The following is a 25,226-nucleotide window of genomic DNA, read 5'->3' on the forward strand; positions in this document are numbered from 1 at the left end:
TTCAGCCCTCCAGCGGCAGGTCTTGCGACCAGTCGACGTGCAGCGTGCGCGCGGCGAAGCGCCACGTGCCGCCGTCGAACACGCAGCGGTCGCGATAGCGCAGCCCCCAGTCGAGCTTGCGCTTCACGCCGTCGCGCACGTACACGTGGCACGCGAGGCAGTAGGTCTCGACGTCGGCCTCGCCGCCGTCGAGCGTGGCGAGCTGGTTGTGCACGTGATGCTGGGTGGTTTCGTAGCGCTCGATCACGCGCATGCCGGCGACGATCGCATCGCGGTCGTCGAAACGGAAACCGGGGCCCTCGAGCTGGGCGTCGGCGGTGAAGAGGGTGGCGAGGCGCGGCCAGTCGCGCCGGTCGACGGCCTGCGCGTAACGGCACGCGAGTTCGTACAGCGCGTGGCGGGGATTCGAATCGGTCATGCGGTACTCCCGTGAATGAACGGAAAGACTCGGTCGCGCCGCGAGCGCGGACGCGACGGCATTGCGACGTCGACTCGCAGGTTCGCATCCGGCCGCGCGATCCTCATCATCCATACGGAGCAGGGGCACGATCAGGGAAAACACCGGCGCGACAGCCGTGCATCGTCCGATGGTGCGATGCGGCGGCGAACGCGCGGCGCGTGCCCGAAGATCGCGCGCCCCGTCACGACGGGCTGCGGTACGCGGTTTTCCGATCGCGACGCCGCTACCACCGCTCGGCGATGCTGCGACGCCGCACGTTCCGTCAGGGGCCGCTTCGCGTTTGCCCCTAGTCGAAATGGACGATGGCCGGCGGGCCGGCGCTGGCTACCGTGCAGTCATCCGGTGCGGTTGCCTGTTTGCCCGAGGCCAGTGCGCCGGACACGAACCGCGATAGCGGCCAACCGGAGGGGACACGATCATGAGACTGACGACTCGCAAGCTGTGCGTATTGGCGATGGGTGCGTTCGCGGCGATGGTGATCGCGCGATATGGCGCTGATCAGGTCCCGGCGCCGCCGTATGCGGCCGGCATCCTGCAATGCCGCTCGCTCGATGCGAACGGCCTGCCGACCGGTTGCGTGCCGATCGATCCCTCGCGCTTCGGTTTCGCCGCACTGCGCGGCATGTGACGACGGCGCGGCCGCGCGCCGCGCCGACTCGATGTCACGTTGACGCCGTCACGATGCGACGGCGACCGGGTGGACGGCGTTCGCGCAGCGCAGTGTCGAGGCGCGGCGCGCTCGCGGCAGTTCGTCCGGCGTGTGCATGCCCCCGGCTTGGCTCGCCGCTGCCGCTCGATTTCCCCGTCGACGACGCGGCGTTCGCGTGCCTGCGATCGCTCGCATCGACGTCGCGCCGGCCTGCCGGGCCGGCCGCGCAGCGCCCCGACCACCGCCTTTCACCGAATCCCTTCACGCAGACCCTTGCCTCCATGTCATCCGAATACTCCCTCACTCGCCCCCTGAACGTCCGCGACGTCCATCGCTGGGACGCCGAACACGACGTCGTGATCGTCGGCTTCGGCGCGGCCGGCGCGTGCGCGGCGATCGAAGCCGCGAGCGCCGGCGCCGACACGCTGATCGTCGAGCGCGCGTCGAGCTACGGCGGCACGAGCGCGCTGTCCGGCGGCGAAATCTACCTCGGCGGCAGCGGCGGCACGCCCGCGCAGCGGCAGGCCGGCTTCAGCGACGACACCGAGGACCTGTACCGCTACCTGATGCTCGCGGGCGGCCGCGATGCCGACGAGGCGAAGGTGCGCCTCTATGCGAACGAGAGCCTCGCGCATCACGACTGGCTGGTCGCGCAGGGCGTCACGTACAAGAACACGTTCATTGCCGAGCGGATCGTCGAGCCGGAAACCGACGACTGCCTGATCTGGTCGGGCAGCGAGGAGGCCTGGCCGTTCAGCGAGAGCGCGAAGCCGTGTCCGCGCGGCCACACGCCGCAATGGCCGGGCTGGGGCGGCGGGCAGATGCTGATGCGCGTGCTGGCCGAGCGCGTCCAGGCGCTCGGCGTGTCGACGCGCTACGACACGCGCGCACAGGCGCTGATCGTCGACGATGCCGGCGCGGTGCGCGGCGTCGTGCTGCGCGCGTACGGCGAGACGGCGTTCGTGCGGGCGCGTCGCGCGGTGATCCTGTGCGCGGGCGGCTTCGCGATGAACCGCGATATGGTGCGCCGGCATGCGCCGCAGTTCCTGCGCTCGGTCGAACCGATCGGCAGCCCCGGCGACGACGGCTCGGGCATCCTGCTCGGCCAGAGCGCGGGCGGCGCCGCGATCCACATGGATCAGGGTTTCGTCAGCCTGCCGTTCTACGCGCCAGAATCGCTGATCCGCGGGATCTTCGTGAACGCACGCGGGCAGCGGTTCATCAACGAGGACGGCTATCACGGCCGCACGGGCCACCACGCGTTCCACCAGGCCGACGACCGGATCTACCTGCTGGTCGACCAGGCGACCTACCAGGAGCCGCCGGACATTGCGCGGATCGGCATCGCGGCGGCCGGCGAGACCTGGGACGAAGTCGAGCGCGACCTGCAGATGCCGGCCGGCACGCTGACGGCGACCGTCGACGTCTACAACCGTCACGCGGCCAAAGGCGTCGATCCGCTGTTCCACAAGGCGAAGAAATGGTTGCAGCCGCTGATCGAGCCGCCGTTCGTCGCGCTCGACTGCCGGATCGATTACGCGTTCTACCCGCATTTCACGCTGGGCGGGCTCGATACGCTGCCGACCGGGCAGGTGCTCGACGCGGCGCGCACGCCGGTGGCGGGCCTCTATGCGGCCGGCCGCACGACCTGCGGGCTGCCGCGCTGGGGGGCAGGCTACAGCTCGGGGCTGTCGCTGGCCGATGCGACGTTCTTCGGCCGGCAGGCAGGTCGTCATGCCGCAAGTGCGGCGAGCGACGCGTTGCACGGCGTCGCGTAGCGTCGCCTGCGCGGAGCAGGATCGCGGATCGCGGATCGCAGAACGCACACGGCAAAACACGACGCCCCGGGCAACCGCGTTGCACCGGGGCGTCGTCGTTTCGGCGAGGCGTCAGTCGTTCGTCAGCCGAGATCGAGCGCGTTCGTCAGATCGCCCGGCGGCGTCGCACCGCGCGACGCGAACGCCTTGTCGCGCGCGGCGACGCCGTCGAGCGGCGCGAGCCCGTGCACGCGGCTGATGAAGCGCAGGATCGAGTTCGTGTAGTACATCGTGTGGTCGACGTAACCCTTCTTCGCGAACGGCGAGATCACGAGCGCCGGAATCCGCGAGCCGGGGCCCCAGCGATCGCCGACCGGCGGCGCGACGTGATCCCACCAGCCGCCGTTCTCGTCGTGCGTCATCACGATCACCGTGTTCGCCCACTGCGGGCCGCGCCGGATGCGTTCGATCACGTGCGCGATGTGACGATCGCCGGATTCGACGTCCGCATAACCCGCGTGCATGTTCAGGTTGCCCTGCGGCTTGTAGAACGCGACGGCGGGCAGGCGGCCCGCGTCGATGTCGGCGATGAAATGATTGGTCGACGGCTCGTCGCCGAGGCCCGCATCGCGCAGGTGCTTGCGGCGCGCGTCGGTGCCCGGCGCGTAGTTCACGAAGTAGTTGAACGGCTGATGGTGGTACTGGAAATCCGGCACCATGCCGGTGTCGCGGTGCTCGAGCGCGTACTGCCACGCGCCGCTGTACCACGCCCAGTCGACGTTCTTCTCCGACAGGCGGTCGCCGATCGTTGCATGGCCTTGCGGCGGGATCACGCGATGATCGGACGGATCCGCATACGCGGCGTTGCCCGGATCGGCCGGCGGCACGTAGCTCGGCTGATACGGCGGCGCCATCGTGTTGACGCCGTAGCCATCGGGCGTCAGCGGGCCGTCGACCGCGAACTTCGGCGGGCCGTCGAGCGCGGACGCGGGCGAATCGGCGGCGAGCGTCAGGCGCGTGCCGGCCGGATCGTCGCCGTCGACCTTCGACAGCAGCTTCGCCGCATGCGGATGCTTGTGCGCATCCGGATACATCGGCGGCTGCGCGGAAATCAGGAACATGTGGTTCAGCCACGAACCGCCGAAGGCCGCCATGAAGAAGTTGTCGCACAGCGTGTATTGCCGTGCGAGGTTCCACAGCCGCAGCGTGTCGGCGGAATTGCGGTAATGGCCCATCACGAGGCCGCCGGAATCGGCCCACGCGGCGAACTGGTCGTTGCGGCCCGCGGCGATCTGCATCTGGTTCTGGTAGAAGCGGTGCCACAGGTCGCGCGTGATCACGCCGTTCGGCAGCGGCTTGCCCTGCGCGTCTGCGATCCGGAACGGCGCGTTCGGCAGCTTGTCGATGTCGCGCTCGGCGATCGCGTAGCGCTGGCCGCCGACTTCCTGCGCCTGCGGCACGAGCCCGCCCCAGATCTTCGGCAGCACCGGCAGCGGCGTCTTGCCGTCGCGATCGAGCTGCCGCGCGTGCTCGGGTTTCACCTCGCTCAGCGGATATTGCACGCCCGGGAAATCGCCGTACAGGTTCGCGAAGCTGCGGTTCTCCGCATAGATCACGACGATGTGGCGCACCTGCCGGCGCAGCGCGTCGTCGAGCCGCAGGTCGGCGGCCGAGCGCGGCGCGCTGCCCGGCGTGGTCTCGCAGCCGCCGAGCGCGACGCCCGCGCTGAGCGCGGCGAGGCCGCCGAGCATGCGGCGGCGGTCGGGATCGGCGGGAAGGTCGTCGGGGCGATCGGGGGTGTCGTTCACGTCGTGTGCTCCTCGGATGGGCGGTTGTCGTTCGATGCGCGGCAGCGTCGCACAGCCTGCCGCGACGCGCGGCGGGACGCAACGGCCGGCGTCGCGCCCGGGCGCGGGCGACGCCGACTGTCACTAAAATGTCACGAACGCGACTATAACGCGGCCGGCGGCGTCGATGAAAGGCGTTCGTCGGACAATGCGCGACGTCCGCGCGCGAACTAGACTTGAATCACGGGCGGCGCGTTGCGGCGCGTTGCCCGCGCGAACGGCGCCCGGCGGCGCCGTCGCGGTGTCATTCATGCGACGAAACGAGGCGACGATGGCGCGGATCCATTCCGTTTGCGCGTGGCCGGCGATGCCGCGCGCCGACCGGGCGCGCGTGCACGCGTAAGCGCGCGCGTCGACGCGCGCGGCCGGCCCGATGCCATGGACAGGAAATTCGATTACGCAGGATTGCTGATCGCGGCGGGCTTCTTCGTGCTGTTCGCCGCGCAGTTGCTGATGCTGCGTCCGGCGTCGACGCTGATCGCGTACAGCGACTTCCACCGGCTCGTCGCCGCGCGGCTCGTCGACGATCTCGAGATCGGACCGGCGACGATCACGGGCACGCTGACGATGCCGCAGGCCGGCACGCTGCTGCCGGCGTCCGAAGTCGCGGCCGTGAAGTCGGACGGCACGCCGCCGCGCTTCAGCACCAACCGCGTGACCGACCCGCAGTTGATCGACACGCTGACCGCCGCCGGCATCCGGTTTCACGGCGCGTCCGACACCGGCTGGATCGCATCGCTCGCGTCGTGGCTGGTGCCGCTCGTCGCGTTCGTGTTCATCTGGAACCTGATGCTGCGCAAGCGTGGCGGGCTGCAGGATTTCACCGGGATGGGCAAGAGCCGCGCACGCGTGTACGTGCAGCAGGAAACCGGCATCACGTTCGACGACATCGCGGGCATCGACGAAGCGAAGGCCGAGCTGCAGCAGCTCGTCGCGTTCCTGCGCAACCCCGATCGCTACCAGCGGCTCGGCGGCAAGATCCCGAAGGGTGTGCTCGTCGTCGGCGCGCCCGGCACCGGCAAGACGCTGCTCGCGCGCGCGGTGGCCGGCGAGGCGGCCGTGCCGTTCTTCTCGATCAGCGGCTCGGCGTTCGTCGAGATGTTCGTCGGTGTTGGCGCGGCGCGCGTGCGCGACCTGTTCGAGCAGGCGCAGCAGAAGGCGCCGTGCATCGTGTTCGTCGACGAGCTCGACGCGCTCGGCAAGGTGCGCGGCGTCGGTCCGATGTCGGGCAACGACGAGCGCGAGCAGACGCTCAACCAGCTGCTCGTCGAAATGGACGGCTTCCAGGCCGGCTCCGGCGTGATCATCATGGCCGCGACCAACCGGCCGGAGATTCTCGATCCAGCGCTGCTGCGCCCGGGCCGCTTCGACCGTCACATCGCGATCGACCGGCCCGACGTGAACGGCCGCCGCCAGATTCTCGGCGTGCACGTGAAGCGCGTGAAGCTCGCGGCCGAGGTCGATCTCGGCGAACTCGCGTCGCGCACGCCGGGCTTCGTCGGCGCCGATCTCGCGAACGTCGTCAACGAGGCCGCGCTGCATGCGGCGGAACTCGGCAAGCCGGCGATCGGGATGGACGACTTCGACGAGGCGATCGACCGCGCGCTGACGGGCCTCGAGCGCAAGAGCCGCGTGATGAACGCGCAGGAGAAGCTGACGATCGCCTATCACGAGGCCGGCCATGCGCTCGTCGCGGAAAGCCGCGCGCATTGCGATCCGGTGAAGAAGGTGTCGATCATTCCGCGCGGCGTGGCCGCGCTCGGCTACACGCAACAGGTGCCGACGGAGGATCGCTACGTCCTGCGCCGCAGCGAGCTGCTCGATCGGATCGATGCACTGCTCGGCGGGCGCGTCGCGGAAGAACTCGTGTTCGGCGACGTGTCGACGGGCGCGCAGAACGATCTCGAACGCGCGACCGCGATGGCGCGCCACATGGTCATGCAGTACGGGATGAGCGAGAAGATCGGGCTCGTCAGCGTCGACGACGGCGAAACGCGCACCGGCATCCCGGGCGCATGGCATGCGGGCGAGGGCCGCTGCAGCGAGCACACTGCACGGATGATCGACGACGAGGTGCATACGCTGTTGACCGACGCGCATGCGCGCGTCGCGGCAACGCTCGGCGAACGCCGCGATGCGCTCGAACGGATCGCGCGACGGCTGCTCGAGCGCGAGGTGCTCGAACGCGACGCGTTGCAGGCGCTGATCGACGGGCGCGAGGCGCCGGTCGCCGAATCTTCCCTGACCGATCGCGGGCCATGCACGAGCGCCAACGCGCCGGAGCAAGCGTCGGCGATCGAACGCGATTTCGTCGCATACGGGCCGCCGCGCGAACCCGAACGCTGAAGCGCGGACCGCTCACGCAGACGGCGGGCGGCCATGATCGCGCCGCGCCTTCGCTGCAATTCGCACTTGCCGGCACGGCGTCGCGCCGGCGTTCTCTTTCCCTTTTTCGAGTCACGGAGTCGCCATGAGCGAGGCACACGTATCGGTGGATGTCGCGCAGCATGCGCGTTTCAGTTTCGAAGTCACGTTTGCCGGCACCGAGCTTTCGCCGGTGCTCACCGACGAGCCGCCGCCGCTCGGTGCCGGCCGCGGCCCGAACCCGGTCCGGCTGCTGGCCGCGGCGGTCGCGAGCTGCCTCGCGGCGAGCCTGCTGTTCGCGCTCGAGAAACAGCGCGTCGATCCGCAGCCGGTCACCGCGCATATCGACGTCGACATGGTGCAGAACGATGCGGGCAGGGTGCGCGTCGGCGCGATGGCCGTGACGCTGTCGGTCGGCAAGGCATGGGCCGATCTCGCGGCGGCGACGCGCATGCTCGACCGGTTCGATGCGTATTGCGTGGTGACCGAGAGCATGCGCGAAGGCATTCCGATCGCGGTGGCGGTGCAGGACGTGAACGGTGCGGTGCTCGACCGCGAGACGACCGGCGTGTAAGCGAGCGGCAGGACCCGGCGCGTCAGGACACGGTCGCGGCGGCGACTTCCGCCGCCTCGGCGAGCGCCTCGAGAAAGCGCGTACGCCACCAGTGCACGTCGGTCTTGCGCACGATCGCCATCAGCGCGTCGTGACGCTGGCGGCGTTCGTCGAGCGGCATCGTGAGCGCGCGCTGGATCGCCTGCGCGGTGCCCTGCGTGTCGTACGGATTGACGAGCAGCGCAGGCTTCAGCTGCTCGGCCGCGCCCGCGAAACGCGACAGCACGAGCACGCCCGGGTCGGCCTCGTCCTGCGCGGCGAGAAACTCCTTCGCGACCAGGTTCATCCCGTCGCGCAGCGGCGTGACGAGCGCGACACGGCTCGCGCGGTAGAGGCCCGGCAAGCGCTTGCGCGCGACCGTGCGGTGGATGTAGCGCATCGGCATCCACTCGAGTTCGCCGTAATCGCCGTTGATCGCGCCGCACAGGCTGTCCATCTCGCGCCGCAGGTCGTCGTACGCGCCGAGATCCTCGCGGCTCGGCGCGGCGATCTGGATCAGCGTCGCGCGGTCGCGGTTCTCCGGATACTGTTCGAGCAGCTGACGGAACGCGTGCACGCGCTGCGGCAGCCCCTTCGTATAGTCGAGCCGGTCGACGCCGACTAGCAGCTGGCGGCGCGAATACTCGTCGCGCATCCGCTCGAACATGTCGATGCCGTCGCGATTCTCCGCGAGCGCCGTGAACTCGTCGACGTTGATGCCGATCGGGAATGCACCGGCCGACAACGTGCGGCCGAACGCGCGCAGGCGGCCGTCCGGCAGCCGCGCGGCGCCGGCTTCCGCCTCGACGTAGTGCTCGAAGTGAAGCAGGTCCGATTCGGTCTGGAAGCCGACGAGATCGTAGGCGAACAGCGAGCGCATCAGCCACTCGTGCTCCGGGATCGCGGCCATGATCGGCGGCGGCGGCATCGGAATGTGCAGGAAGAAACCGATCGGGTTCGTGCAGCCCGTCGCGCGCAGCTCGGCGGCGAGCGGAATCAGCTGGTAGTCGTGGACCCAGACGATATCGTCGGGGCGCAGCAGCGTGCTCAGCTTGCGCGCGAACAGCTGGTTCACGCGCCGGTATCCGTCCGCGAAGCGGCGGTCGAACTGTGCGAGATCGAGGCGGTAGTGGAACACCGGCCACAGCACGTTGTTCGAGTAGCCGAGGTAGTACGCGTCGTAATCCTGCGGATCGAGATCGATCGTCGCGAGCTGGATGCCGCCGACGTTCTGGATCTGCACGTCTTCGCCGTGCGCGGGATGGTCGCCGTCGCCGCGCAGCCTGCCGCTCCACCCGAACCAGACGCCGCCCGATTCCTGCAGGCTGTCTTTCACGGCCACGGCAAGCCCGCCTGCCGCGGCCTTACGGGGATCTGCAATACGATTGGATACGACGACGAGTCGGCTCACCAGCTCTCCTGCGAATGGTTGGGGAAGGTTCGTGCGGCCAGGGCGTGAGGCGGACGCCGCCATCGACGCGTGGCGCGATGGGGCCGCGATACGAACGGACGGGAATCAGGGCGCGCGATTCGCCGTTCGAACGTGGAGTGCTTTTTTTAGGATACTCGTCATTCGGCTGATTTAAAAGTGCATGACCGGGATCAATGATCCTGCCTGTCGGTGCGATGCAGTGCGATGCGCGGCGTTCCGCGCGTTCGACCGGCAGGACCGGAAATTGCACGGCCCCGCAGCGGCCGTGTGCGCAGCGGAAGGTGGAGGGCCGGAGAAGGGAGAGCGAAGGCGAGGCCGATTCGATCGTGTTCGGTCACGCCGGCGCGGTCGTTCGCGACGGTTTCGATCGACGCAGGCTGGCTGCGCCGATCGATCATGGCGGGCGTTGGCGACGCGCGGGACGCGTGGCGCGAACGCACCGGCCCGCGATCAGAACGTCGTGCGCAGGCCGGCCATCACGCTGCGGCCGCCTTCCGGCGCGAAGCCGCGCACGACCGAGGTCGCATAGCGGATCTCCTGGTTCGTCAGGTTGTCGCCGCGCAGGTACGCGAGCCAGTGCGTCGCGCCGACACGGAACTTGTACGTCAGCATCACGCCGAGCGACGTGTAGCCGTCCGTCGGAAAGTCGTTGTCGGGCACACGATGCTGGGACCACGCGTGCGTGACCTGCGCGCGTGCGCCGAACGGGCCGTAGCCGTAGTCGGCCGCGAGCGTCACGCGCAGCGGCGCGATGCGCGGCAGCGGCTGGCCGATGTCGACGTTGCGCGCATGCGTGTAGTCGGCGGTCAGTTCCAGGTCGACCGTATGGCCGCGCCGCGAGAACGCGCGCCATTTGCCGTCGAGTTCGACGCCATAGAACTCGGCGCGCACGCCGCGATAGATTGCTTCGTTGAGCGTATCACCGGCGCCGGGCGCGACCGGCTCGCCGTCGCCGTTCACGACGCGGCCCGTGTTGTACTCGGTCAGGTAGTTCGAGAAGCGGTTGTAGAACACGCCGACGCTGCCGCGGTTCGGGCCGCTCGCGTAGCGCAGCGACAGGTCGGTCGACACGGCCTTTTCCTTCGACGCGTTCGGGTTGCCGATCAGGAACTGGCCGGTCGCATCGTGCGGGCCGTTCGAGTACAGCTCGTAGAAGGTCGGCGCGCGCTCCGTGTAGGCGACGTTCGCCGCGACCGACCACACGGGCGTCAGCGAGAACAGCGCGCCGGCCGAGACGCTGCCGGCATTGAAGTCGCGCGGCTGCGCGAGCGCGAATTTCTCTACGCCGGCCGGATCGGGATCGACCTTCACGTGCTCGAAGCGCCCGCCGACGCTCAGCTTCAGCGCCGGGACGACCTGCCATTCCTCGAGACCGAACAGCGCGACGCTGTTCGTGCGCGTCGACGGCACGAGCGTTTCGTCGCCGAGCGCCGAGAACGTGTTCTGGCCGAACTGCACGCCGATCGCGCCTTCGAACGGGCCGATCCTGCGATGCCGCGCCTCGATGCGCGCCTCGTAGCCGCGGTTGCGGAAGGTGGTGGCGGTTTCGCCGTTGTCGACTTCCTTGTGGCGATAGTCGGTGTACGCGAAGTCGAACTTCAGCTTCGTGAACGGGCCGCTCAGGTTGCGTATCTCGGACGCGAACGCGAGCCGTTCCTGGCGCATCCGCAGGCGCACGTCGTCCTCGGCGACGGAGCCGTAGTTCGACTCGTAGCCGCTGTACGACAGGCCCGCGAAACCGTCGGCCCACGTGTACGACGCGCCGAGCGCGCCGCCATGCACGCGGCCGTCGCTGTTCGGCACGTTGCCGTACGGTTGCGGCGTATCGGGATCGTCGATCGCGCGTTGCTGGCTGCTGCGTGCGTAGCCGGGAATCCGCAGCTTGCTTGTTTCACGGTCGAACGCGTCGACATGGAACGCGAAGCGGCCGTTGCCGCCTTCGACCTGCGCCGCGCCCGCGCGCACCGAGTTCGCGCCGCCGTAGCGCGCGTCGAGCGCGCCCGTCACGCCTTCGATCGCTTCGCGCGGAATCCGGTTGTCGATCGTGTTGACGACGCCGCCGACCGCGTTGCCGCCGTACAGCAGCGCGGCCGGACCGCGCACGATCTCGACGCGCTCGATCGACAGCGGATCCTGCGGCACCGCGTGGTCGTACGACAGCGACGACGCGTCGTAGGCGGCGACGCCGTTCTGCAGCAGCCGGATCCGGTCGCCGTCCATCCCGCGAATGATCGGGCGGCCGACCATCGGCCCGTAGGTGGTGGTCGACACGCCGGGCAGGCCGTTGAGCGTTTCGCCGAGCGAATCGGCCTGGCGGCGCGTCAGCGCATCGCCGGACAGTTGCGCGGTCGGCGCGATCAGCTCGGTGTCGCCGAGCGGGTTCGCGGTCACGAAGATCGGCGCGAGCGGTGTGGTCTGTGGCGGCGAAGACGGGGCGGGCGTCTCGGCCTGCGCGTGCGCGACGGCGGCGAACAGCATCAGCGAAACGGGCGAGAGCGGGCGAAGCGGTAGACGAGGGAGGTCGCGCATGGTCGGTGAATCGGTTGGTATCGGATCGGAAAGCGAGCCATGCGGGTCAAGACTGGATACGATATATTGTTGCATTTTCGGCGCGCAGTGACCCGGTTGGATTGGACTCGGCGTAGCCCGGCCACCCGGATGAGCGAGTTTCAGGTGGACGAGGTCGCGAAATGATATGTTATATCATTTCAAATTCCAAGCGAAACGGCGGCATGCCGCAGGGTTTCCGACAAGCTGCGGAAACGGCGGCGAAAGCAGAGCCGGGCCGTCAAACCCGCGCCGCCGGCACCGGTGGCCCACGCAATAGGTCTCGCGATGAATCCGTCACCGTCGCGTGCGTTTCCCGCTCCGTTGATACGCATCAAGTCGTTCCGGTTTCGAGCCCGGATACTGGCCCGGTCATCGACCAGACAGGAGCGACGCATGACTCAAACCATGAAGGCGGCCGTGGTCCACGCGTTCGGCGAACCGTTGCGCATCGAGGAGGTGCCGGTCCCGACGCCGGGCCCGGGCCAGATCCTCGTCAACATCAAGGCGTCGGGCGTCTGCCATACCGACCTGCACGCAGCCGACGGCGACTGGCCCGTGAAGCCGACGCTGCCGTTCATTCCCGGCCACGAAGGCGTGGGCGTCGTCGCGGCGGTCGGGGCGGGCGTCACGCACGTGCGCGAGGGCGACCGCGTCGGCGTGCCCTGGCTCTATACGGCATGCGGTCACTGCGAGTACTGCCACACCGGCTGGGAAACCCTTTGCCACGGGCAGCAGAACACCGGCTATTCGGTCAACGGCAGCTATGCGGAATACGTGCTGGCCGATCCCGACTACGTCGGCCATCTGCCGGCGCAGGTCGCGTTCGACGAGATCGCGCCGATCCTGTGCGCGGGCGTGACCGTCTACAAGGGCATCCGCGTCACCGACACGCGCCCGGGCCAGTGGCTCGCGATTTCGGGCATCGGCGGGCTCGGCCACGTGGCCGTGCAGTACGCGCGCGCGATGGGCCTGCACGTCGCGGCGATCGACGTGTCTCCCGCCAAACTCGCACTCGCGCGCGAACTGGGCGCCGAGCTGACGATCGACGCGACGGCCGACGATCCGGCGAAGGTGATCCAGAAGGAGATCGGCGGCGCGCATGGCGTGCTGGTGACGGCCGTGTCGCGCAGCGCGTTCGCGCAGGCGCTCGGGATGGTGCGGCGCGGCGGCACGGTGGCGCTCAACGGCTTGCCGCCCGGCGATTTCCCGCTGCCGATCTTCTCGACGGTGCTGAACGGCATCACGGTGCGCGGCTCGATCGTCGGCACGCGGCGCGACCTGCAGGAATCGCTCGATTTCGCGGCGGACGGGCTGGTGCGCGCGCATATCCATCGCGACCGGCTCGGCAACATCAACGACATATTCGCGCGGCTGCGCGAAGGGAAAGTCGATGGTCGCATCGTGCTGACCGACATGCATTGACGCGCATTCGGGAGCGCTGCCGCGACGCAATGGACATTGCGGCAGCGCTATGCTCACCCGCGCATCACGGCGCGAAGAACACGTCGGTGCGGTTCGTCAGGTTGCCTGCGTTGGTCTGGACGAAGAACGGATGGAACGACGACGACGGCAGCACGTCGAGCCCCTGGTAATCGCCGATGAAGAAGCCTTCCGCATTCGGCGCGAGCTTCATGTCGAACGGGCCGCCGACGCGCCGCTCGTCCGCGAACGTGGTGCCGCCGTCATGCGAGATCTTGCGCCAGAACCCGGTCGGCAGCGTCGTCGTATTGCCGGCCAGCAGGTCGCGGAAATCATAGTGGGTGACCATCACCGCGCCGGCATTGTCGACGCGCACCGAGGGATTGAACGCGGGACGCCCGGTCGGCGTGTTCACTTGCAGCGGCGCGCTCCAGCTCGCGCCGCCGTCCTTCGACGTCGACAGCGCGATCTCGTCGTAGTTGCCGCCGTTGAAGCGGCTGTCCTGCCACACGACGTAGAGCTGCCCCGACGCCGGATCGATCGCGGGTTCCGGAATGATGTCGCCGGTGCGTACCGGTTCGCCGGTGTTCGGATCGGTCACGCCGACCGTCTGCAGCCCCGCGATCACCTGCGGTTTCGTCCAGGTCGCGCCGTCGTCGGTCGATTTGACGAACGCGACCTTGCCGGCCGCCTTGTTGAACGGCGGCTGGATCAGGTCGAAGAAGTCGTAGAGCGTGCCGGTCTTCGGATCGACGACGATCTGGTTGCCGATCGTCTGCTGGCGCGACGGCACGTTGACGATCACCTTCGCACGGCTCCACGTCTTGCCGCCGTCGACCGTCTTCGAAAAGAACGTCGGCCCGCGGTATGCCTGCGTGTGCAGGTTCGCGTACGGGTTGCCGTTCGGCAGTTCGAGGCGGTCCCACACCGCGTAGGCCGTGCCGGCCTTCACCGGGTTCGCCGTCACCGATTCCTTGTCATTGAAGAATTGCGTCGTCGGTACGTCGTTCGCGATCAGCACGGCCGGGCTGCTCCATGTCTGTCCGCCGTCGGTCGACACCGAGGCCGCGACCGCGTTGCTGTTGTTCGACTGGTTGAACGAGATCGATACCGAATACGCGGTGCCGTCCGGCCCGAACGACACCCACGGATCGGACGCGCGCTCGTACTTGAGCCCGCCCGGCGCGCAGGCGCTGAACGGCTGCGGCGTGCGCGCCCAGGTCGCGCCGCCGTCGAACGTATAGCCCGCGACGAGCCCGTGGGCGCCGCCGTTCGACCAGCGGTCCTGCTGCCACACGCCGATCATGTTGGTCGGGTTCGCCGGGTTGACCGACAGCCACGGTTCGACCTCGGCGTTCACGTAGTTCGTGCCGGGGCCGCCGATGGTGCAGGCGGCGAACGGGCTCGGGCCGGACACGACCACGGGATCGGCATGCGCGGCCGCGGCGGCCATCGCCACGGCCATCGCGGCGGACAGGCGGGTGAGGCTGGGGACAAGCGAGTGGGACACGATCGTGCGTCGCATGGACTGCTCCTCGTTGACGTGCGGCGGCGATGGCGCGGCACGGCGGCACGACGCGCACCGGTACGCGCGGCAATGAATGCCGTGCCATGCGTCGGATCGTGTCGTTCAGGAAGCCGCCGCGCTCATCGCAATCCGCGTGTGCTGGATGCCGCCAGCACGTCGGTCAAGACACCTCTTCGTTTTCATTGCTTGTCGGGTGCGTCCAGGGTTGCGGACGCAACGGGAAGGCCAGGCCGTGCAGACGACGAATGCGTCGAAGTGGATTGCAATGTAGGCGATCGATATGCGGCGCGGCAGGCAATTTTTTGTAACAGTACGTAGCCGGAAAGCGTTGCCGAAGCAATGCCGCCGGAACGCAAAATTTGCCGCCTGAAAGTTCGGAAACCGAATTGAAAGCGCGAATCGAAAGCACGAATCGAAATCGCTATCGATTACGCTGGTTCGTGCCGATGCGGCGCGCCGCCGGCACGGTTCAGCGCTCGGCCGGAAAGCGGTCCTGCAATGCGTGCAGCCAGCGCGCGACGACGTCGAGTTCGGCGTCGGAAAAGCCGTCGCACAGCTTGCCGTTCAGCTCGCGCAGCGCCACGCGCGCGCGCTTGAGCGCCGCGTGTCCTTCGTCGGTCAGGAACAGTCGCGTTGCGCGCCCGTCGTCCGAATCGGCGTGACGCGCGAGCAGGCCGGCCTTCGCCATCCGGTCGGCGAGCCCCGTCATCGCGGACGGCGCCAGTTGCAGCGCCGCACCGACTTCGCCGATCAGCGCGCCGTCCCGCCTCGCGAGGCAGAACAGCACGCCGGCCTGCGCGGCACTCGCGCGCGCATCGGTCTCGGCCTTGCGGTCGACCCAGCGCTGCACGCGCCGCTGGCCGATGGTCAACAGGAAAAACAGTCGTCGGTCTTCGCTCAAGCTCGGTTCCCGGCTGCAATGGAAAGGGACGGGCGACCCGCATCGCGCGGCGCGTCGAGCGCCTGCGCGAGCCAGTCGGCGACCGCGGGCCACAGCACCGTGCCCGGCCGGCTGCGGAAGAAGCCCATGTGTCCGACCGGCCCGCTGCCCGCGGCGTGCGGATCGATCTGGCGGCGTTCGACGGCCGCCCGGGTCAGGTAGCTTACCAGCAGGTCGATCGCGGGCGGGTTCGCCCACGGATCGTCGTCGAAGCCGAGCACGAGGATCGGCAGTTGCTGCTTCGAGAAGCGCTCGGCCGCGCCGAGCGTCGGATCGTCGAAGAAGTAGCGCGGCAGCGTGGTCCAGCGGCTCCATTCGCGGAACACGCCGGCCGGGAGGTCCTCGCCGAGGCCGAGCCGCTTGCCGGGCACGTAGCCGAGCAGCGCGGACGCGAGCGGGCCGAGCACGCGCAGGATCAGCCGCACCTTCAGCCGCTCGGCCGCGCGGGCGATCAGCCGCGTGCTGCCCGCGTGCGCGGCGACGAGCACGGCCGCGCGCAGGTGCGCGGTGCCGGCCGACAGCCCGATCGCATGGCCGCCGACGCTATGCCCGACCGCCAGCAGCGGCAGCCCGTCGTGCGTAGCGCGCGCCCACGCGATCGCGGCGCCGACGTCGAGCTCGACCCAGTCGCGCATGCGGGCCTGCAGCGCGCTCAGCCGCGCGGGCCGCGACGCGCCGATGCCGCGATAGTTGTAGGTGAGCGCCGCGAAGCCGCGTTCGGTAAGGAAGCGCGCGAAGCCCGCGTAGAGCCGCTCCGGCACGGCGGTGGCCGGATGGATCAAGACCAGCGCACGCGGCGGCGCGTCCGGTGACCACAGCGTGCCGCGCAGCGTGTAGCCGTCGGCGGCGGAAAACTCGATGGGTTCTGACGTCATGGCCGTCCTCGTTCCGGGTGGGTATTTCGTATGCGAAATATAGTTCGCCATGTATTTCGCGTGCGAAATATCTGTCGAGGGATCATTCGAACGGCGTCCCGCGAAGCCCGGTGAGCGGGGTCGCTGCGCGGCGATCACTCCATAAAATATTTGCATAGCAGAATATTGCGTTTGTCTCATGACGCGGATCGCCGTATCTTCACCAGTTCCATCCCGTCCGCCAGCCGTCGCGCCAGGCGGACCCAGGGGCGACGCCGTCGCGCGGCCGCCCGCCAACCTCCGGGGAGATCACGTTGTTGAGCCGAATCGTCACGGCGCTGCTGCTCGCGCTCGCCGCGCAGCCGGGCATCGCGAAAGACACCGTCACGCTGCGCGTCGGTGAACAGAACTACTTCAACATCCAGGCATCGATGGAGGCGTCCGGCGTGTTGAAGGACCTGCCTTACACGATCGAGTGGAAGCACTTCCAGGCCGCCGCGCCCGTCGCCGAAAGCCTGAACGGCAATGCGATCGACGTCGGCTTCCTCGGCGATTCCGCGCTGCTCACGCTGGCCGCGCGCGGCGCGCCGGTGAAAGTCGTCGCGGTGTCGCGGCAGAGCCTCGACGGCGTCGCGATCCTCGTGCCGAAGAACTCGCCGGTGCGCACCGTCGCCGACCTGCAGGGCAAGACGATTGCGGTCTGGCGCGGCGCGTGGAGCCAGCAGCTCGTGCTGCGCGCGCTCGAACACGATGGCCTGCGCGCGGATTCCGTCAAGTACGCGTACCTGATGCCGATCGATGCGACCAACGCGCTCGCGAACGGCTCGGTCGACGCCGTGTCGCTGTGGGAGCCCTTCGTCAGCACGCTCGCGCTGCGGCAGGGCGCCCGTCCCGTGACGACCGCGCAGGGCCTGATGCCCGCGCTCAGCTTCGTCGCCGCGAACGAGCAGGCGGCCACCGCCAGGCGCGCGGAGATCACCGATTTCCTGAAGCGCGTGGTGGCGGCGCGCCAGTGGGTCGACAGTCATCCGCGCGAGTACGCGGACCTGTGGGCGAAGCGCGCGAAGCTGGAGCCGGACGTCGCGTACCGCTGGCTCAACAACGCGCACCAGCGCGTGGGCCCGGTCGACGACACGGCCGCGAAGGATGCGCAGAACACCGCCGACTTCCTGCACAAGGCCGGCGTGATTCCGGTCGCGTACGACACGGCGAAGCTGCTCGACCGCTCGTATGCGGGCGCGTTCGCGGCGCCCGCGCAGAAGACGGCCGCCGCGCAGTGAGCGTGCCGCAGCACGCAGCCATTTCCGATCGACGACAAGAAGGACCATCGACATGCCCGTCGACATCATCGGCATGATCACCGCGACGCCCGGCGCGGAGGTCGACGTACCGGGCGGGGCCGCCGTCCAGCCCGACTACGTGCGGCGCTTCGCGCAGGCGCACGAAGCCGCCGGCTTCGACCAGATCCTGGTCGGCCATTTCAGCAACGCGGCGGACGGCTTCATCGTCGCATCGTTCGCGGCCGCCGCGACCGAACATATTCGCATCCTGCTCGCGCACCGGCCGGGCGTGATCGTGCCATCGGCCGCCGCGCGGCAGATCGCGACGCTCGACGTGTTCAGCGGCGGCCGGCTCGCATTGAACGTCGTGTCGGGCGGCGACGATGCCGATCTTCAGCGCGACGGCGATTTCTTGCCGCACGACGCGCGCTACCGCCGCACCGGCGAATATCTCGACGTGCTGAAACGCATCTGGCTGGCCGACACGCCGGTCGATCACGACGGCGAGTTCTATCGGCTGCATGGTGCGTCGCCGGTCGTGAAAAGCGCGCAGCAGCCGCACGTGCCGATCTATTTCGGCGGTTCGTCGCCGGCCGCGCTGGCCGTGGCCGGGCAGCACGCGGATGTCTATATGACGTGGGGCGAGCCGCTCGCGGCCGTGCGCGAGCAGATCGCGCGCGTGCGGGCCGCTGCGGCGCCGTTCGGACGCGCGCCGCGCATCAGCGTGTCGTTCCGGCCGATCGTCGCGGACACCGAAGCCGCCGCGTGGGAGAAGGCCGAGGCGATCCGCGCGCGCGTGCGCGCGGCGCGGCTCGCGAACGGCCAGCCGATCGACGGCCATGCGCCGCAGAACGCCGGCTCGCAACGCCTGATGGCCGCGGCCGCACAGGGCGACGTGCTCGACGAGCGGTTGTGGATGGGCGTCGCGAACCTGACCGGCGCGCGCTGGAATTCGACCGCGCTCGTCGGCACGCCGGAACAGGTCGCACGTGCGCTCGGTGCGTATTACAAGCTCGGCGTATCGACGTTCCTGATTCGCGGTTTCGATCCGCTCGACGATGCGCTGGATTACGGACGCAAGCTGATTCCTGCGATCCACGCGCACATCGCGGAACTCGACCACCATCGCGATCGCGCGGCGCTGACGGCGTAGGAAACGACGGCCCGCCCACGTCGATTCGCCCCGGCCTCTTCTTTACGGGATGCCGGGGCGATTTCATTTGCTGCGCGACCGATGCGCAGTTCGCTGTGCCGACGCAACGACGCGTCGGCACAGCGACACATCGGCACATCGAATCAAAACGACGGCAATCCCGGCGGATTCGTCTCCGCGCGCGCGACCGCCTCGCTCTGCAACCCCCAGCGCGCCAGCGCCTGCCCGTAGCGGCCGTTGCCAATCAGCGCGTTCGTCGCGAGCGTCAGCGCCGGCGCGAGCCCGCTGCCGCGGCGCGTCGCGATCGCGACGTCCGCATTCGCGGGCCAGCCCGCGTTGACGACGCCGACCCGCCGGATCTTGCCGTCGCGCGCGGCTTCGTACGCGAGCGACGCGTTCGGATTCAGCTCGGCATCGGCGCGGCCCGACAGCAGCGCGACGCGTGCCGCCGCATCGTCGTCGAAATAGAGCAGTTCGGTCGGCTTCAGCCCTTGCGCGACGTTGCGCCGGCTCCATTCGAGCAGGATGCGCTCCTGGCTCGTCCCCGCGCCCGTGATGACGCGCAGGCCGGCGACGTCCTTCGGTTCGGCGATCTTCGCGATCGGGCTCGCGGTGCGCACGTAGAAGCCGTGCAGCCCGAGCCGGTAGGTCGTGAAGTCGTATTTCTCCTTGCGCTTCTCGGTCACGCCGACGTTCGAGATCACCGCGTCGTACTTGCCCGACGTGAGCCCGAGCGGCCAGTCGGCCCATGCGATCGGCACCAGCACCAGCGTGCGGCCGAGCGCGTCGGCGACGAGCTGCGCATAGTCGGGATCGGCACCGACCACGGTGCGTGCGTCGGTCGCATAGGTCGATACCGGTGGCGCGTGCGGCGAGATCGCGACCGTGAAGGCCCCGTCGCGTACCCAGCGGTAGTTGCTTGCCGCGCGAATCGCCGCATCGTCGCGCGATGCGCGGATCCGGCCGGCCTGGCGCGGATCGAGGTCCGCCGTCGCGGCGGCGGCCTCGGCCGCGTGCCACCGGAGGCCGGCGGCGGCCGCCAGCGTGGCGGTGATGAACTGGCGTCGGTCGATCATCGTCGGTTGCCTCGCAGGTCGTGAGCGGCATGCATTAGAGCACCCGCGACAGGAACGCGCGCGTGCGCGGATGGGCCGGCGCGTCGAGCACGACGGCGGGCGGCCCCGACTCGACGATGCGGCCGCGCTCCATGAACAGCACGTTGTCCGCGACTTCGCGCGCGAAGCCGATCTCGTGCGTGACGATCACGAGCGTGGTGCCCGAGCGTGCGAGCTCCTTGATCACGTCGAGCACTTCGTTGACCAGTTCGGGATCGAGCGCCGACGTCGGCTCGTCGAACAGCAGCACCTTCGGGCGCAATGCGAGCGCGCGCGCGATTGCGACACGCTGCTGCTGGCCGCCGGACAGCTGGCGCGGGTACGCATCGGCTTTATCGGCGAGGCCGACGCGCGCGAGCAGCGTGCGCGCGGTGCGTTCGGCGGCCTCGCGCGTGGCGCCGCCGACGGCGACCGGCGCCTCGATCAGGTTCTCGAGCACCGTCAGGTGCGGAAACAGGTTGAAGTTCTGGAACACCATGCCGACCGCCGTGCGGCGCTTCAGCACGTCGCGCTCCTTCAGCTCGTGCAGCACGTCGCCGTCGCGCCGATAGCCGATCAGCTCGCCGTCGATGTCGATGAAGCCGTCGTCGACACGCTCGAGATGGTTGATGGTGCGCAGCAGCGTCGACTTGCCCGAACCGGACGGCCCGACGATCACCGTCACGCTGCCGCGCGGTGCGACGAACGACACGTTGTCGAGTACGCGCTGCATGCCGAACTGCTTCGATACGTTGTGCACGGCGACTTCGCCGCCGGTGCGCGGCACCGGAGCGGCCGCGGCGTCATCGTGAGCCGCCGCGCCGGTTGCCGTTGCGTTGCGCGCCGCCGCATGCCGCCACAGCGCACTGACGCGCGCCAGCACGAACGTCAGCGCCGACGGCGGCGGGTTGCGCAGCGCGCCGCGCGCATAGTGGCGCTCGACCTGCACCTGGATCGCGGACAGCACGGTCAGGATGATCAGGTACCAGACGGTCGCGACCATCAGCAGCGGAATCACTTCGAGATTGCGGCGATAGATCACCTGCACCGTGTAGAACAGCTCGGGCATCGCGAGCACGTAGACCATCGACGTGCCTTTCGCGAGCGAGATCAGGTCGTTGAACGCGGTCGGCAGGATCGCGCGCATCGCCTGCGGCAACACGATCCGCGTGGTCTGGCGGCCGCGCGGCAGGCCGAGTGCGGCGGCCGCTTCGAGCTGCCCCTGGTCGACCGCGAGTATGCCGCCGCGAATCACTTCCGCGGAAAACGCCGCGTGGTTCAGCGAGAGGCCGAGCACGGCCGCGAGGAACGGGCTGATCAGCTCGGTGGTCGGCGTGTCGAACCATACGATGTCGGTGAACGGCACGCCGAGCCGCACGTGTTCGTACAGGTAGCCGAGATTGTTGAGGATCAGCAGCAGCACGATCAGCGGAATCGACCGGAACAGCCACACGAAGGTCCATGCGCTCGCCGCGAGCACGCGCGAGCGCGACAGCCGGGCCAGCGCGACGAACCCGCCGAGCGCGAAGCCGAACACCGCGCCGAGCAGCGTCAGCACCAGCGTGCGCGCGAGCCCGGACAGCACCGGCGGCGACAGGAACCACTCCGCGAACACCGGCCAGCCCCATTGCGGGTTGCCGAGGATCGAATACAGCACGAGTGCGATCAGCACGAGCGCGAGCACGGTGCCGACGGTGCGCGACCGGTGCCGGGCCGGCACGATCCGCAGGTGCGTGCCGGCGTCGCGGGCGCGGGAGGGGGAGAGCGGCGGCACTGCGCCGCCGAGATGGGTCGTGTCGCTCATGTCGGTGAGGGTCCTCGATCGAGTTGGCCGGAAGCGCCGCGCGAGGCGGCGCGTCGGCGTCATGCGTGCGCTTCGGCCGCGTCGTCCTGTTGCTGCACCGCGCCGGGCGCCGCATGGCGGCTCGCCTTGCGCGGCAGGCCGAGATGGTCGCGCAGCGTGCTGCCCGGCAGGTCGCGGCTGTAGCGGCCGCGCGCCTCGAGTGCCGGAATCACGAGGTCGATGAAGTCGTCGACGCCCTGCGCCTGTACCGGGAAGCCGAGGATGAAGCCGTCGCCGGCACCGGCGTCGTGCCAGCGGATCAGCGCGTCGGCGACGTGCTCGGCCGTGCCGATGAAGTTCGGGCGCGGCGTCGCGACGGCGAGCGCAGTCTCGCGCAGCGTGAGGTGCTTGCGCTTCGCGTCGGCCTTGATCCGGTCGGTGGTCGAGCGGAAGCTGTTGCGGCCGATGTCGCCGAGTTCCGGGAACGGCGCATCGAGCGCGTACTGCGTGAAATCGTGGTGGTCGAAATAGCGGCCGAGATACGCGAGCGCTTCGTCGATCGTCAGCAGGTCGCGGATCGCCTGGTATTTGTCTTCCGCCTCGGCGGCCGTGCGGCCGACGATCGGCCCGATGCCCGGGAAGATCTTCACGTCGCCGGGCTGCCGCCCGTGCTCGACCGCGCTTTGCTTCACGCGCCGCGTGAACGCGGCCGTTTCGTCGAGCGACGGCGAGTGCGTGAACACGGCGTCCGCGTACTTGCCCGCGAGCCCGATGCCGGTGTCGGACGAGCCGGCCTGGAAGATCACCGGCTGCCCCTGCGGCGAGCGCTGGATGTTCAGCGGGCCGGCAACCTGGAAGAAGCGGCCGTGGTGATCGAGCGTGTGGAGCTTGTCGCGATCGAAGAAGCGACCGGTCGCGCGATCGCGCACGAACGCGTCGTCGTCCCAGCTATCCCACAGACCCTGCACGACCTCGAGGTATTCGTCGGCGATCTCGTAGCGCAACTCGTGATCGGGATGCGCCTTGCCGAAATTCTTCGCGGTGCCTTCGAGCGGCGTCGTCACGACGTTCCAGCCCGCGCGACCGCCGCTGATCGTGTCGAGCGACGCGAGCTGGCGCGCGACCGTGAACGGCTCGCTGTACGACGTCGAGATCGTGCCCGCGAGGCCGATCTTCTTCGTCGCGACCGCGAGCGCCGACAGCACGGTGAGCGGCTCGAAGCGGTTCAGGAAGTGCGGGATCGACTTCTCGTTGATGTAGAGGCCGTCCGCGACGAACGCGAACGCGATGCCGGCGGCTTCCGCCTTGCGCGCGATGCCGATCGCGAAGTCGAGGTTGATGCTCGCGTCCGGCGGGTTGCTCGGGTGCCGCCATGCGTTCATGTGGCTGCCTGCGCCTTGCAGCATCAGGCCGAAGGGAATCGATCGTCGGGTCGTCATGGGCGCGTCACGCGTTCTGGTCGGGGGAAAGGGAGCGAAGGGAGCGGTCGGCCGCGAGGGCCGCCTGCACGCGGGTGATCGACTGCGCGCCGCCGAGCCATTCGGCCGACGCGAGCCGTGCCGCGTAATCGGTCACCGGCGAGTCGATCACGAACGCGTCGACGTCCAGCCGCCGGCTCAGCGCGTCGAGCGCGCGGTGGATGCGTTCGGGCGTATCGGCCAGCACGGTCGGGCGCAACTCGTCGATCCGGTAGTCGGACGCGCCGCTTTGCCGCGCGAATTCGGCCGCGGCCTGCGCGCTCGCCAGGTTGAAGCTCTGGCCGCCGGCGAACTGCAGCTTGAAGATCTTCAGCGGCCCGATCAGTTGCTCTGCCTCGTCGCGGGTCGGTGCGGCGACCGCGTACAGCGCGACGAGCGCTCGCGTGCCGCCTGCGTCGCGGTAGGCGGCCAGCGAGCGTTCGAGGTTCGCGTCGTCGCCGTTGAAGTGCCCCGCATAGCAGAAGCGCCAGCCGTGGCGGGCGGCGAGCGCACCGCTGTCGGGCGAGCCGCCGAGCAGGATGCGTTCGGGCGCGTGCGGCGGCACCGGCATCGCGACCGCGCCGGCGAGCGGATGATCTTCGGCGACACCCCAGCCGAGGAACGCATCGAGTTCGGCGAGCTGGCCCGCGAAGCCCGGCTTTTTCGCCTTGTCGTGAAACCACTGCAGCGCGCGCGTGGTCAGCGGCAGCCCGCCGGGCGCCTTGCCGACGCCGAGATCGACGCGGCCCGGCCCGAGTGCGGCGAGCAGCTTGAAGGTTTCGGCGACCTTGAACGGGCTGTAGTGCTGCAGCATCACGCCGCCCGAACCGATGCGAATGCGCGACGTGTGCGCGAGCAGGTGCGCGACGACGATCTCCGGCGCGGAGCTGGCGAAGCCGGGCGCGCCGTGATGCTCGGCGACCCAGAAGCGCTCGTAACCGAGCTGTTCGGCGCGCTGCGCGAGGGTCGTCGAGAAGCGCAGCGCGTCGGCGGCGGTCGCGCCGTCGGCGATCGGACTCTTGTCCAGCAATGAAAGCGAGTAAGCCATGGTGTTCGGCGTTCCTGCGAAGGCGTGAAGGGGCGGCGCTCAGCTCTTCGGCAAACCCGGCGGATTCGTGCGCGACTGGTCGATCGCTTCGGACGCGAGGTTCCAGCGGTCGAGGATCTGCTGATAGCGGCCGGTCTTGATCAACCCGTTCAGCGCGACCGTCAGCGGATCGGCGAGCCCGCTGCCGCGGCGCGTCGCGATCGCGATGTCGGCCGTGCGCGGCCAGCCGCCGCTGATCGCGCCGACGAGCCGTGTCTTGCCCTGCTGCGCGCTCTGATACGCGAGCACCGAGTTCACGCTGAACACGGCATCGGCGCGGCCCGACTGCACGGCGACGATCCGCATCGCCTGGTCGTCGTAGTACTGCACCTGCACCGGTTTCAGGCCGTGCGCGACGTTCTCGCGGTCCCACGCGAGCAGGATCTTTTCCTGGTTGGTGCCGGCGTCGGTCACGATGCGCAGCCCCGCGACGTCCTTCGGCTCGCGGATCGACTGGATCTTGCTGTCGTTGCGCACGTAGAAGCCGACCTGGTCCTTGCGGTAGGTCGAGAAATCGAATTTCTGCTTGCGCTCCTCGGTGACGGTGACGTTCGAGATCACGGCGTCGACCTTCCCCGATTCGAGCGCGAGCGGCCAGTCGGCCCACGCGAGCGGGACGATCTTCAGCTTGCGGCCGAGGCTGTCGGACACCAGCTGGCCGACGTCCGCGTCGAAGCCGATCACCGTGCGCGCGTCGGTCGCATACGTGCTGATCGGCGGCAGGCTCGGCGCGACGCCGATGGTCAGCGTGCCGGCTTCGGCGAACTTGAACGACGCTGGCACCGCGCGCTCGACGGCCGCATCGGCCGTGCCGCGCGGGCGGCCGCGCTGCTCGGGGCTCAGGTCGAAGGTCGCGGCGGCCGCGGCGATCGCGGTCACGCCGATCAGCGCGGCGGCCAGCGTGCGGAGCGCACGCGGCGTGAAGGGTACGGCTCGTTGCATGGATGCGTCCTTGTTGTGTTGTCGTCGGGAGCGAGGGA

19 protein-coding genes are annotated in these 25,226 nt (G+C 69.2%); 7 read left to right on the forward strand and 12 right to left on the reverse strand.

The genetic code is table 11. From position 1 onward, the window contains the following. Position 1: 1 nt before the first annotated feature. Entirely contained in the window at positions 2 to 418 is a 417-nt protein-coding gene (locus PL79_RS32125) for a nuclear transport factor 2 family protein (protein ID WP_044844597.1), read from the reverse strand. Positions 419 to 878: 460 nt separating this feature from the next. Here PL79_RS32125 and PL79_RS32130 point away from each other — a divergent pair, with 460 nt between their 5' ends. Together PL79_RS32130 and PL79_RS32135 are read left to right on the forward strand one after the other, a co-directional pair. Then, on the forward strand, positions 879 to 1,088 hold the full coding sequence (locus PL79_RS32130) for a hypothetical protein (protein WP_044844596.1): 210 nt from the start codon (positions 879 to 881) through the stop codon (positions 1,086 to 1,088). A gap of 302 nt (positions 1,089 to 1,390) precedes the next feature. Further along, on the forward strand, positions 1,391 to 2,887 hold the full coding sequence (locus PL79_RS32135; protein ID WP_044844595.1) for an FAD-dependent oxidoreductase: 1,497 nt from the start codon (positions 1,391 to 1,393) through the stop codon (positions 2,885 to 2,887). 122 nt (positions 2,888 to 3,009) lie between these two features. Here the strand turns inward: PL79_RS32135 and PL79_RS32140 are convergent, their stop codons facing one another. Further along, positions 3,010 to 4,674: an acid phosphatase gene (locus tag PL79_RS32140; protein WP_044844594.1), complete on the reverse strand. Its 1,665-nt coding sequence runs from the start codon at positions 4,672 to 4,674 to the stop codon at positions 3,010 to 3,012. Between the two features lie 417 nt (positions 4,675 to 5,091). Here PL79_RS32140 and ftsH point away from each other — a divergent pair, with 417 nt between their 5' ends. Together ftsH and PL79_RS32150 are read left to right on the forward strand one after the other, a co-directional pair. After that, positions 5,092 to 7,059: an ATP-dependent zinc metalloprotease FtsH gene (gene ftsH, locus PL79_RS32145; protein WP_044844640.1), complete on the forward strand. Its 1,968-nt coding sequence runs from the start codon at positions 5,092 to 5,094 to the stop codon at positions 7,057 to 7,059. Between the two features lie 124 nt (positions 7,060 to 7,183). Continuing rightward, on the forward strand, positions 7,184 to 7,651 hold the full coding sequence (locus PL79_RS32150; RefSeq protein WP_044844593.1) for an OsmC family protein: 468 nt from the start codon (positions 7,184 to 7,186) through the stop codon (positions 7,649 to 7,651). Between the two features lie 22 nt (positions 7,652 to 7,673). On the opposite strand, the gene otsA is transcribed toward PL79_RS32150, so the two are convergent. Further along, positions 7,674 to 9,080, reverse strand: coding sequence for an alpha,alpha-trehalose-phosphate synthase (UDP-forming) (gene otsA / locus PL79_RS32155; RefSeq protein WP_044844592.1), 1,407 nt, complete (start codon positions 9,078 to 9,080; stop codon positions 7,674 to 7,676). A 471-nt stretch (positions 9,081 to 9,551) separates the two neighbouring features. Then, positions 9,552 to 11,630, reverse strand: a complete 2,079-nt coding sequence (locus tag PL79_RS32160; RefSeq protein WP_235879364.1) for a TonB-dependent receptor — start codon at positions 11,628 to 11,630, stop codon at positions 9,552 to 9,554. A 414-nt stretch (positions 11,631 to 12,044) separates the two neighbouring features. Here PL79_RS32160 and adhP point away from each other — a divergent pair, with 414 nt between their 5' ends. Beyond that, complete coding sequence (gene adhP / locus PL79_RS32165) at positions 12,045 to 13,073, forward strand: alcohol dehydrogenase AdhP (protein ID WP_044844589.1); 1,029 nt, start codon at positions 12,045 to 12,047, stop codon at positions 13,071 to 13,073. 64 nt (positions 13,074 to 13,137) lie between these two features. Here the strand turns inward: adhP and PL79_RS32170 are convergent, their stop codons facing one another. From PL79_RS32170 to PL79_RS32185, 3 genes are all read right to left on the reverse strand, one after another. Further along, positions 13,138 to 14,595: a sialidase family protein gene (locus PL79_RS32170; RefSeq protein ID WP_044844588.1), complete on the reverse strand. Its 1,458-nt coding sequence runs from the start codon at positions 14,593 to 14,595 to the stop codon at positions 13,138 to 13,140. A gap of 472 nt (positions 14,596 to 15,067) precedes the next feature. Beyond that, positions 15,068 to 15,499, reverse strand: a complete 432-nt coding sequence (locus PL79_RS32180; RefSeq protein ID WP_044844587.1) for a MarR family winged helix-turn-helix transcriptional regulator — start codon at positions 15,497 to 15,499, stop codon at positions 15,068 to 15,070. Then, positions 15,496 to 16,413, reverse strand: a complete 918-nt coding sequence (locus tag PL79_RS32185) for an alpha/beta hydrolase family protein (protein WP_044844586.1) — start codon at positions 16,411 to 16,413, stop codon at positions 15,496 to 15,498. The genes PL79_RS32180 and PL79_RS32185 overlap by 4 nt, the downstream gene beginning before the upstream one ends. 293 nt (positions 16,414 to 16,706) lie before the next feature. Here PL79_RS32185 and PL79_RS32190 point away from each other — a divergent pair, with 293 nt between their 5' ends. Further along, a complete protein-coding gene (locus PL79_RS32190) occupies positions 16,707 to 17,672 on the forward strand; it encodes an ABC transporter substrate-binding protein (RefSeq protein ID WP_044844585.1) in 966 nt (321 codons plus the stop codon). A gap of 52 nt (positions 17,673 to 17,724) precedes the next feature. Beyond that, the gene (locus PL79_RS32195; protein ID WP_044844584.1) at positions 17,725 to 18,825 is read left to right on the forward strand and encodes an LLM class flavin-dependent oxidoreductase; all 1,101 of its coding nucleotides are present in this window, start codon (positions 17,725 to 17,727) and stop codon (positions 18,823 to 18,825) included. Positions 18,826 to 18,968: 143 nt separating this feature from the next. Here PL79_RS32195 and PL79_RS32200 read toward each other — a convergent pair whose 3' ends face one another. The 5 genes from PL79_RS32200 to PL79_RS32220 are packed head-to-tail and all read right to left on the reverse strand — an operon-like array spanning position 18,969 to position 25,188. Further along, complete coding sequence (locus PL79_RS32200) at positions 18,969 to 19,901, reverse strand: ABC transporter substrate-binding protein (RefSeq protein WP_044844583.1); 933 nt, start codon at positions 19,899 to 19,901, stop codon at positions 18,969 to 18,971. Between the two features lie 34 nt (positions 19,902 to 19,935). Next, positions 19,936 to 21,723 carry an amino acid ABC transporter permease/ATP-binding protein gene (locus tag PL79_RS37080; protein WP_082088488.1) on the reverse strand — a complete coding sequence of 596 codons (1,788 nt, stop codon included), beginning with the start codon at positions 21,721 to 21,723 and terminating at the stop codon, positions 19,936 to 19,938. A 59-nt stretch (positions 21,724 to 21,782) separates the two neighbouring features. Beyond that, positions 21,783 to 23,141 carry an LLM class flavin-dependent oxidoreductase gene (locus PL79_RS32210; protein ID WP_044844582.1) on the reverse strand — a complete coding sequence of 453 codons (1,359 nt, stop codon included), beginning with the start codon at positions 23,139 to 23,141 and terminating at the stop codon, positions 21,783 to 21,785. A 7-nt stretch (positions 23,142 to 23,148) separates the two neighbouring features. Beyond that, entirely contained in the window at positions 23,149 to 24,207 is a 1,059-nt protein-coding gene (locus tag PL79_RS32215; RefSeq protein WP_044844581.1) for an LLM class flavin-dependent oxidoreductase, read from the reverse strand. A 39-nt stretch (positions 24,208 to 24,246) separates the two neighbouring features. Continuing rightward, on the reverse strand, positions 24,247 to 25,188 hold the full coding sequence (locus PL79_RS32220; protein ID WP_044844580.1) for an ABC transporter substrate-binding protein: 942 nt from the start codon (positions 25,186 to 25,188) through the stop codon (positions 24,247 to 24,249). Between the last annotated feature and the right edge of the window lie 38 nt (positions 25,189 to 25,226).

The sequence above is a fragment of the Burkholderia sp. USMB20 genome (assembly GCF_000949135.2).
In the GTDB taxonomy this organism is placed as follows: domain Bacteria; phylum Pseudomonadota; class Gammaproteobacteria; order Burkholderiales; family Burkholderiaceae; genus Burkholderia.

Bases quoted from the DNA above. Each gene is read 5' to 3' on its own strand.
- PL79_RS32200 (WP_044844583.1), bottom strand. From the start codon at position 19,901: ATGATCGACCGACGCCAGTTCATCACCGCCACGCTGGCGGCCGCCGCC.
- PL79_RS32170 (WP_044844588.1), bottom strand. From the start codon at position 14,595: ATGCGACGCACGATCGTGTCCCACTCGCTTGTCCCCAGCCTCACCCGC.
- PL79_RS32185 (WP_044844586.1), bottom strand. From the start codon at position 16,413: ATGACGTCAGAACCCATCGAGTTTTCCGCCGCCGACGGCTACACGCTG.
- PL79_RS32130 (WP_044844596.1), top strand. From the start codon at position 879: ATGAGACTGACGACTCGCAAGCTGTGCGTATTGGCGATGGGTGCGTTC.
- PL79_RS32125 (WP_044844597.1), bottom strand. From the start codon at position 418: ATGACCGATTCGAATCCCCGCCACGCGCTGTACGAACTCGCGTGCCGT.
- PL79_RS32195 (WP_044844584.1), top strand. From the start codon at position 17,725: ATGCCCGTCGACATCATCGGCATGATCACCGCGACGCCCGGCGCGGAG.
- PL79_RS32220 (WP_044844580.1), bottom strand. From the start codon at position 25,188: ATGCAACGAGCCGTACCCTTCACGCCGCGTGCGCTCCGCACGCTGGCC.
- PL79_RS32150 (WP_044844593.1), top strand. From the start codon at position 7,184: ATGAGCGAGGCACACGTATCGGTGGATGTCGCGCAGCATGCGCGTTTC.
- PL79_RS32215 (WP_044844581.1), bottom strand. From the start codon at position 24,207: ATGGCTTACTCGCTTTCATTGCTGGACAAGAGTCCGATCGCCGACGGC.
- adhP (WP_044844589.1), top strand. From the start codon at position 12,045: ATGACTCAAACCATGAAGGCGGCCGTGGTCCACGCGTTCGGCGAACCG.
- PL79_RS32210 (WP_044844582.1), bottom strand. From the start codon at position 23,141: ATGACGACCCGACGATCGATTCCCTTCGGCCTGATGCTGCAAGGCGCA.
- ftsH (WP_044844640.1), top strand. From the start codon at position 5,092: ATGGACAGGAAATTCGATTACGCAGGATTGCTGATCGCGGCGGGCTTC.
- PL79_RS37080 (WP_082088488.1), bottom strand. From the start codon at position 21,723: ATGAGCGACACGACCCATCTCGGCGGCGCAGTGCCGCCGCTCTCCCCC.
- PL79_RS32135 (WP_044844595.1), top strand. From the start codon at position 1,391: ATGTCATCCGAATACTCCCTCACTCGCCCCCTGAACGTCCGCGACGTC.
- PL79_RS32160 (WP_235879364.1), bottom strand. From the start codon at position 11,630: ATGCGCGACCTCCCTCGTCTACCGCTTCGCCCGCTCTCGCCCGTTTCG.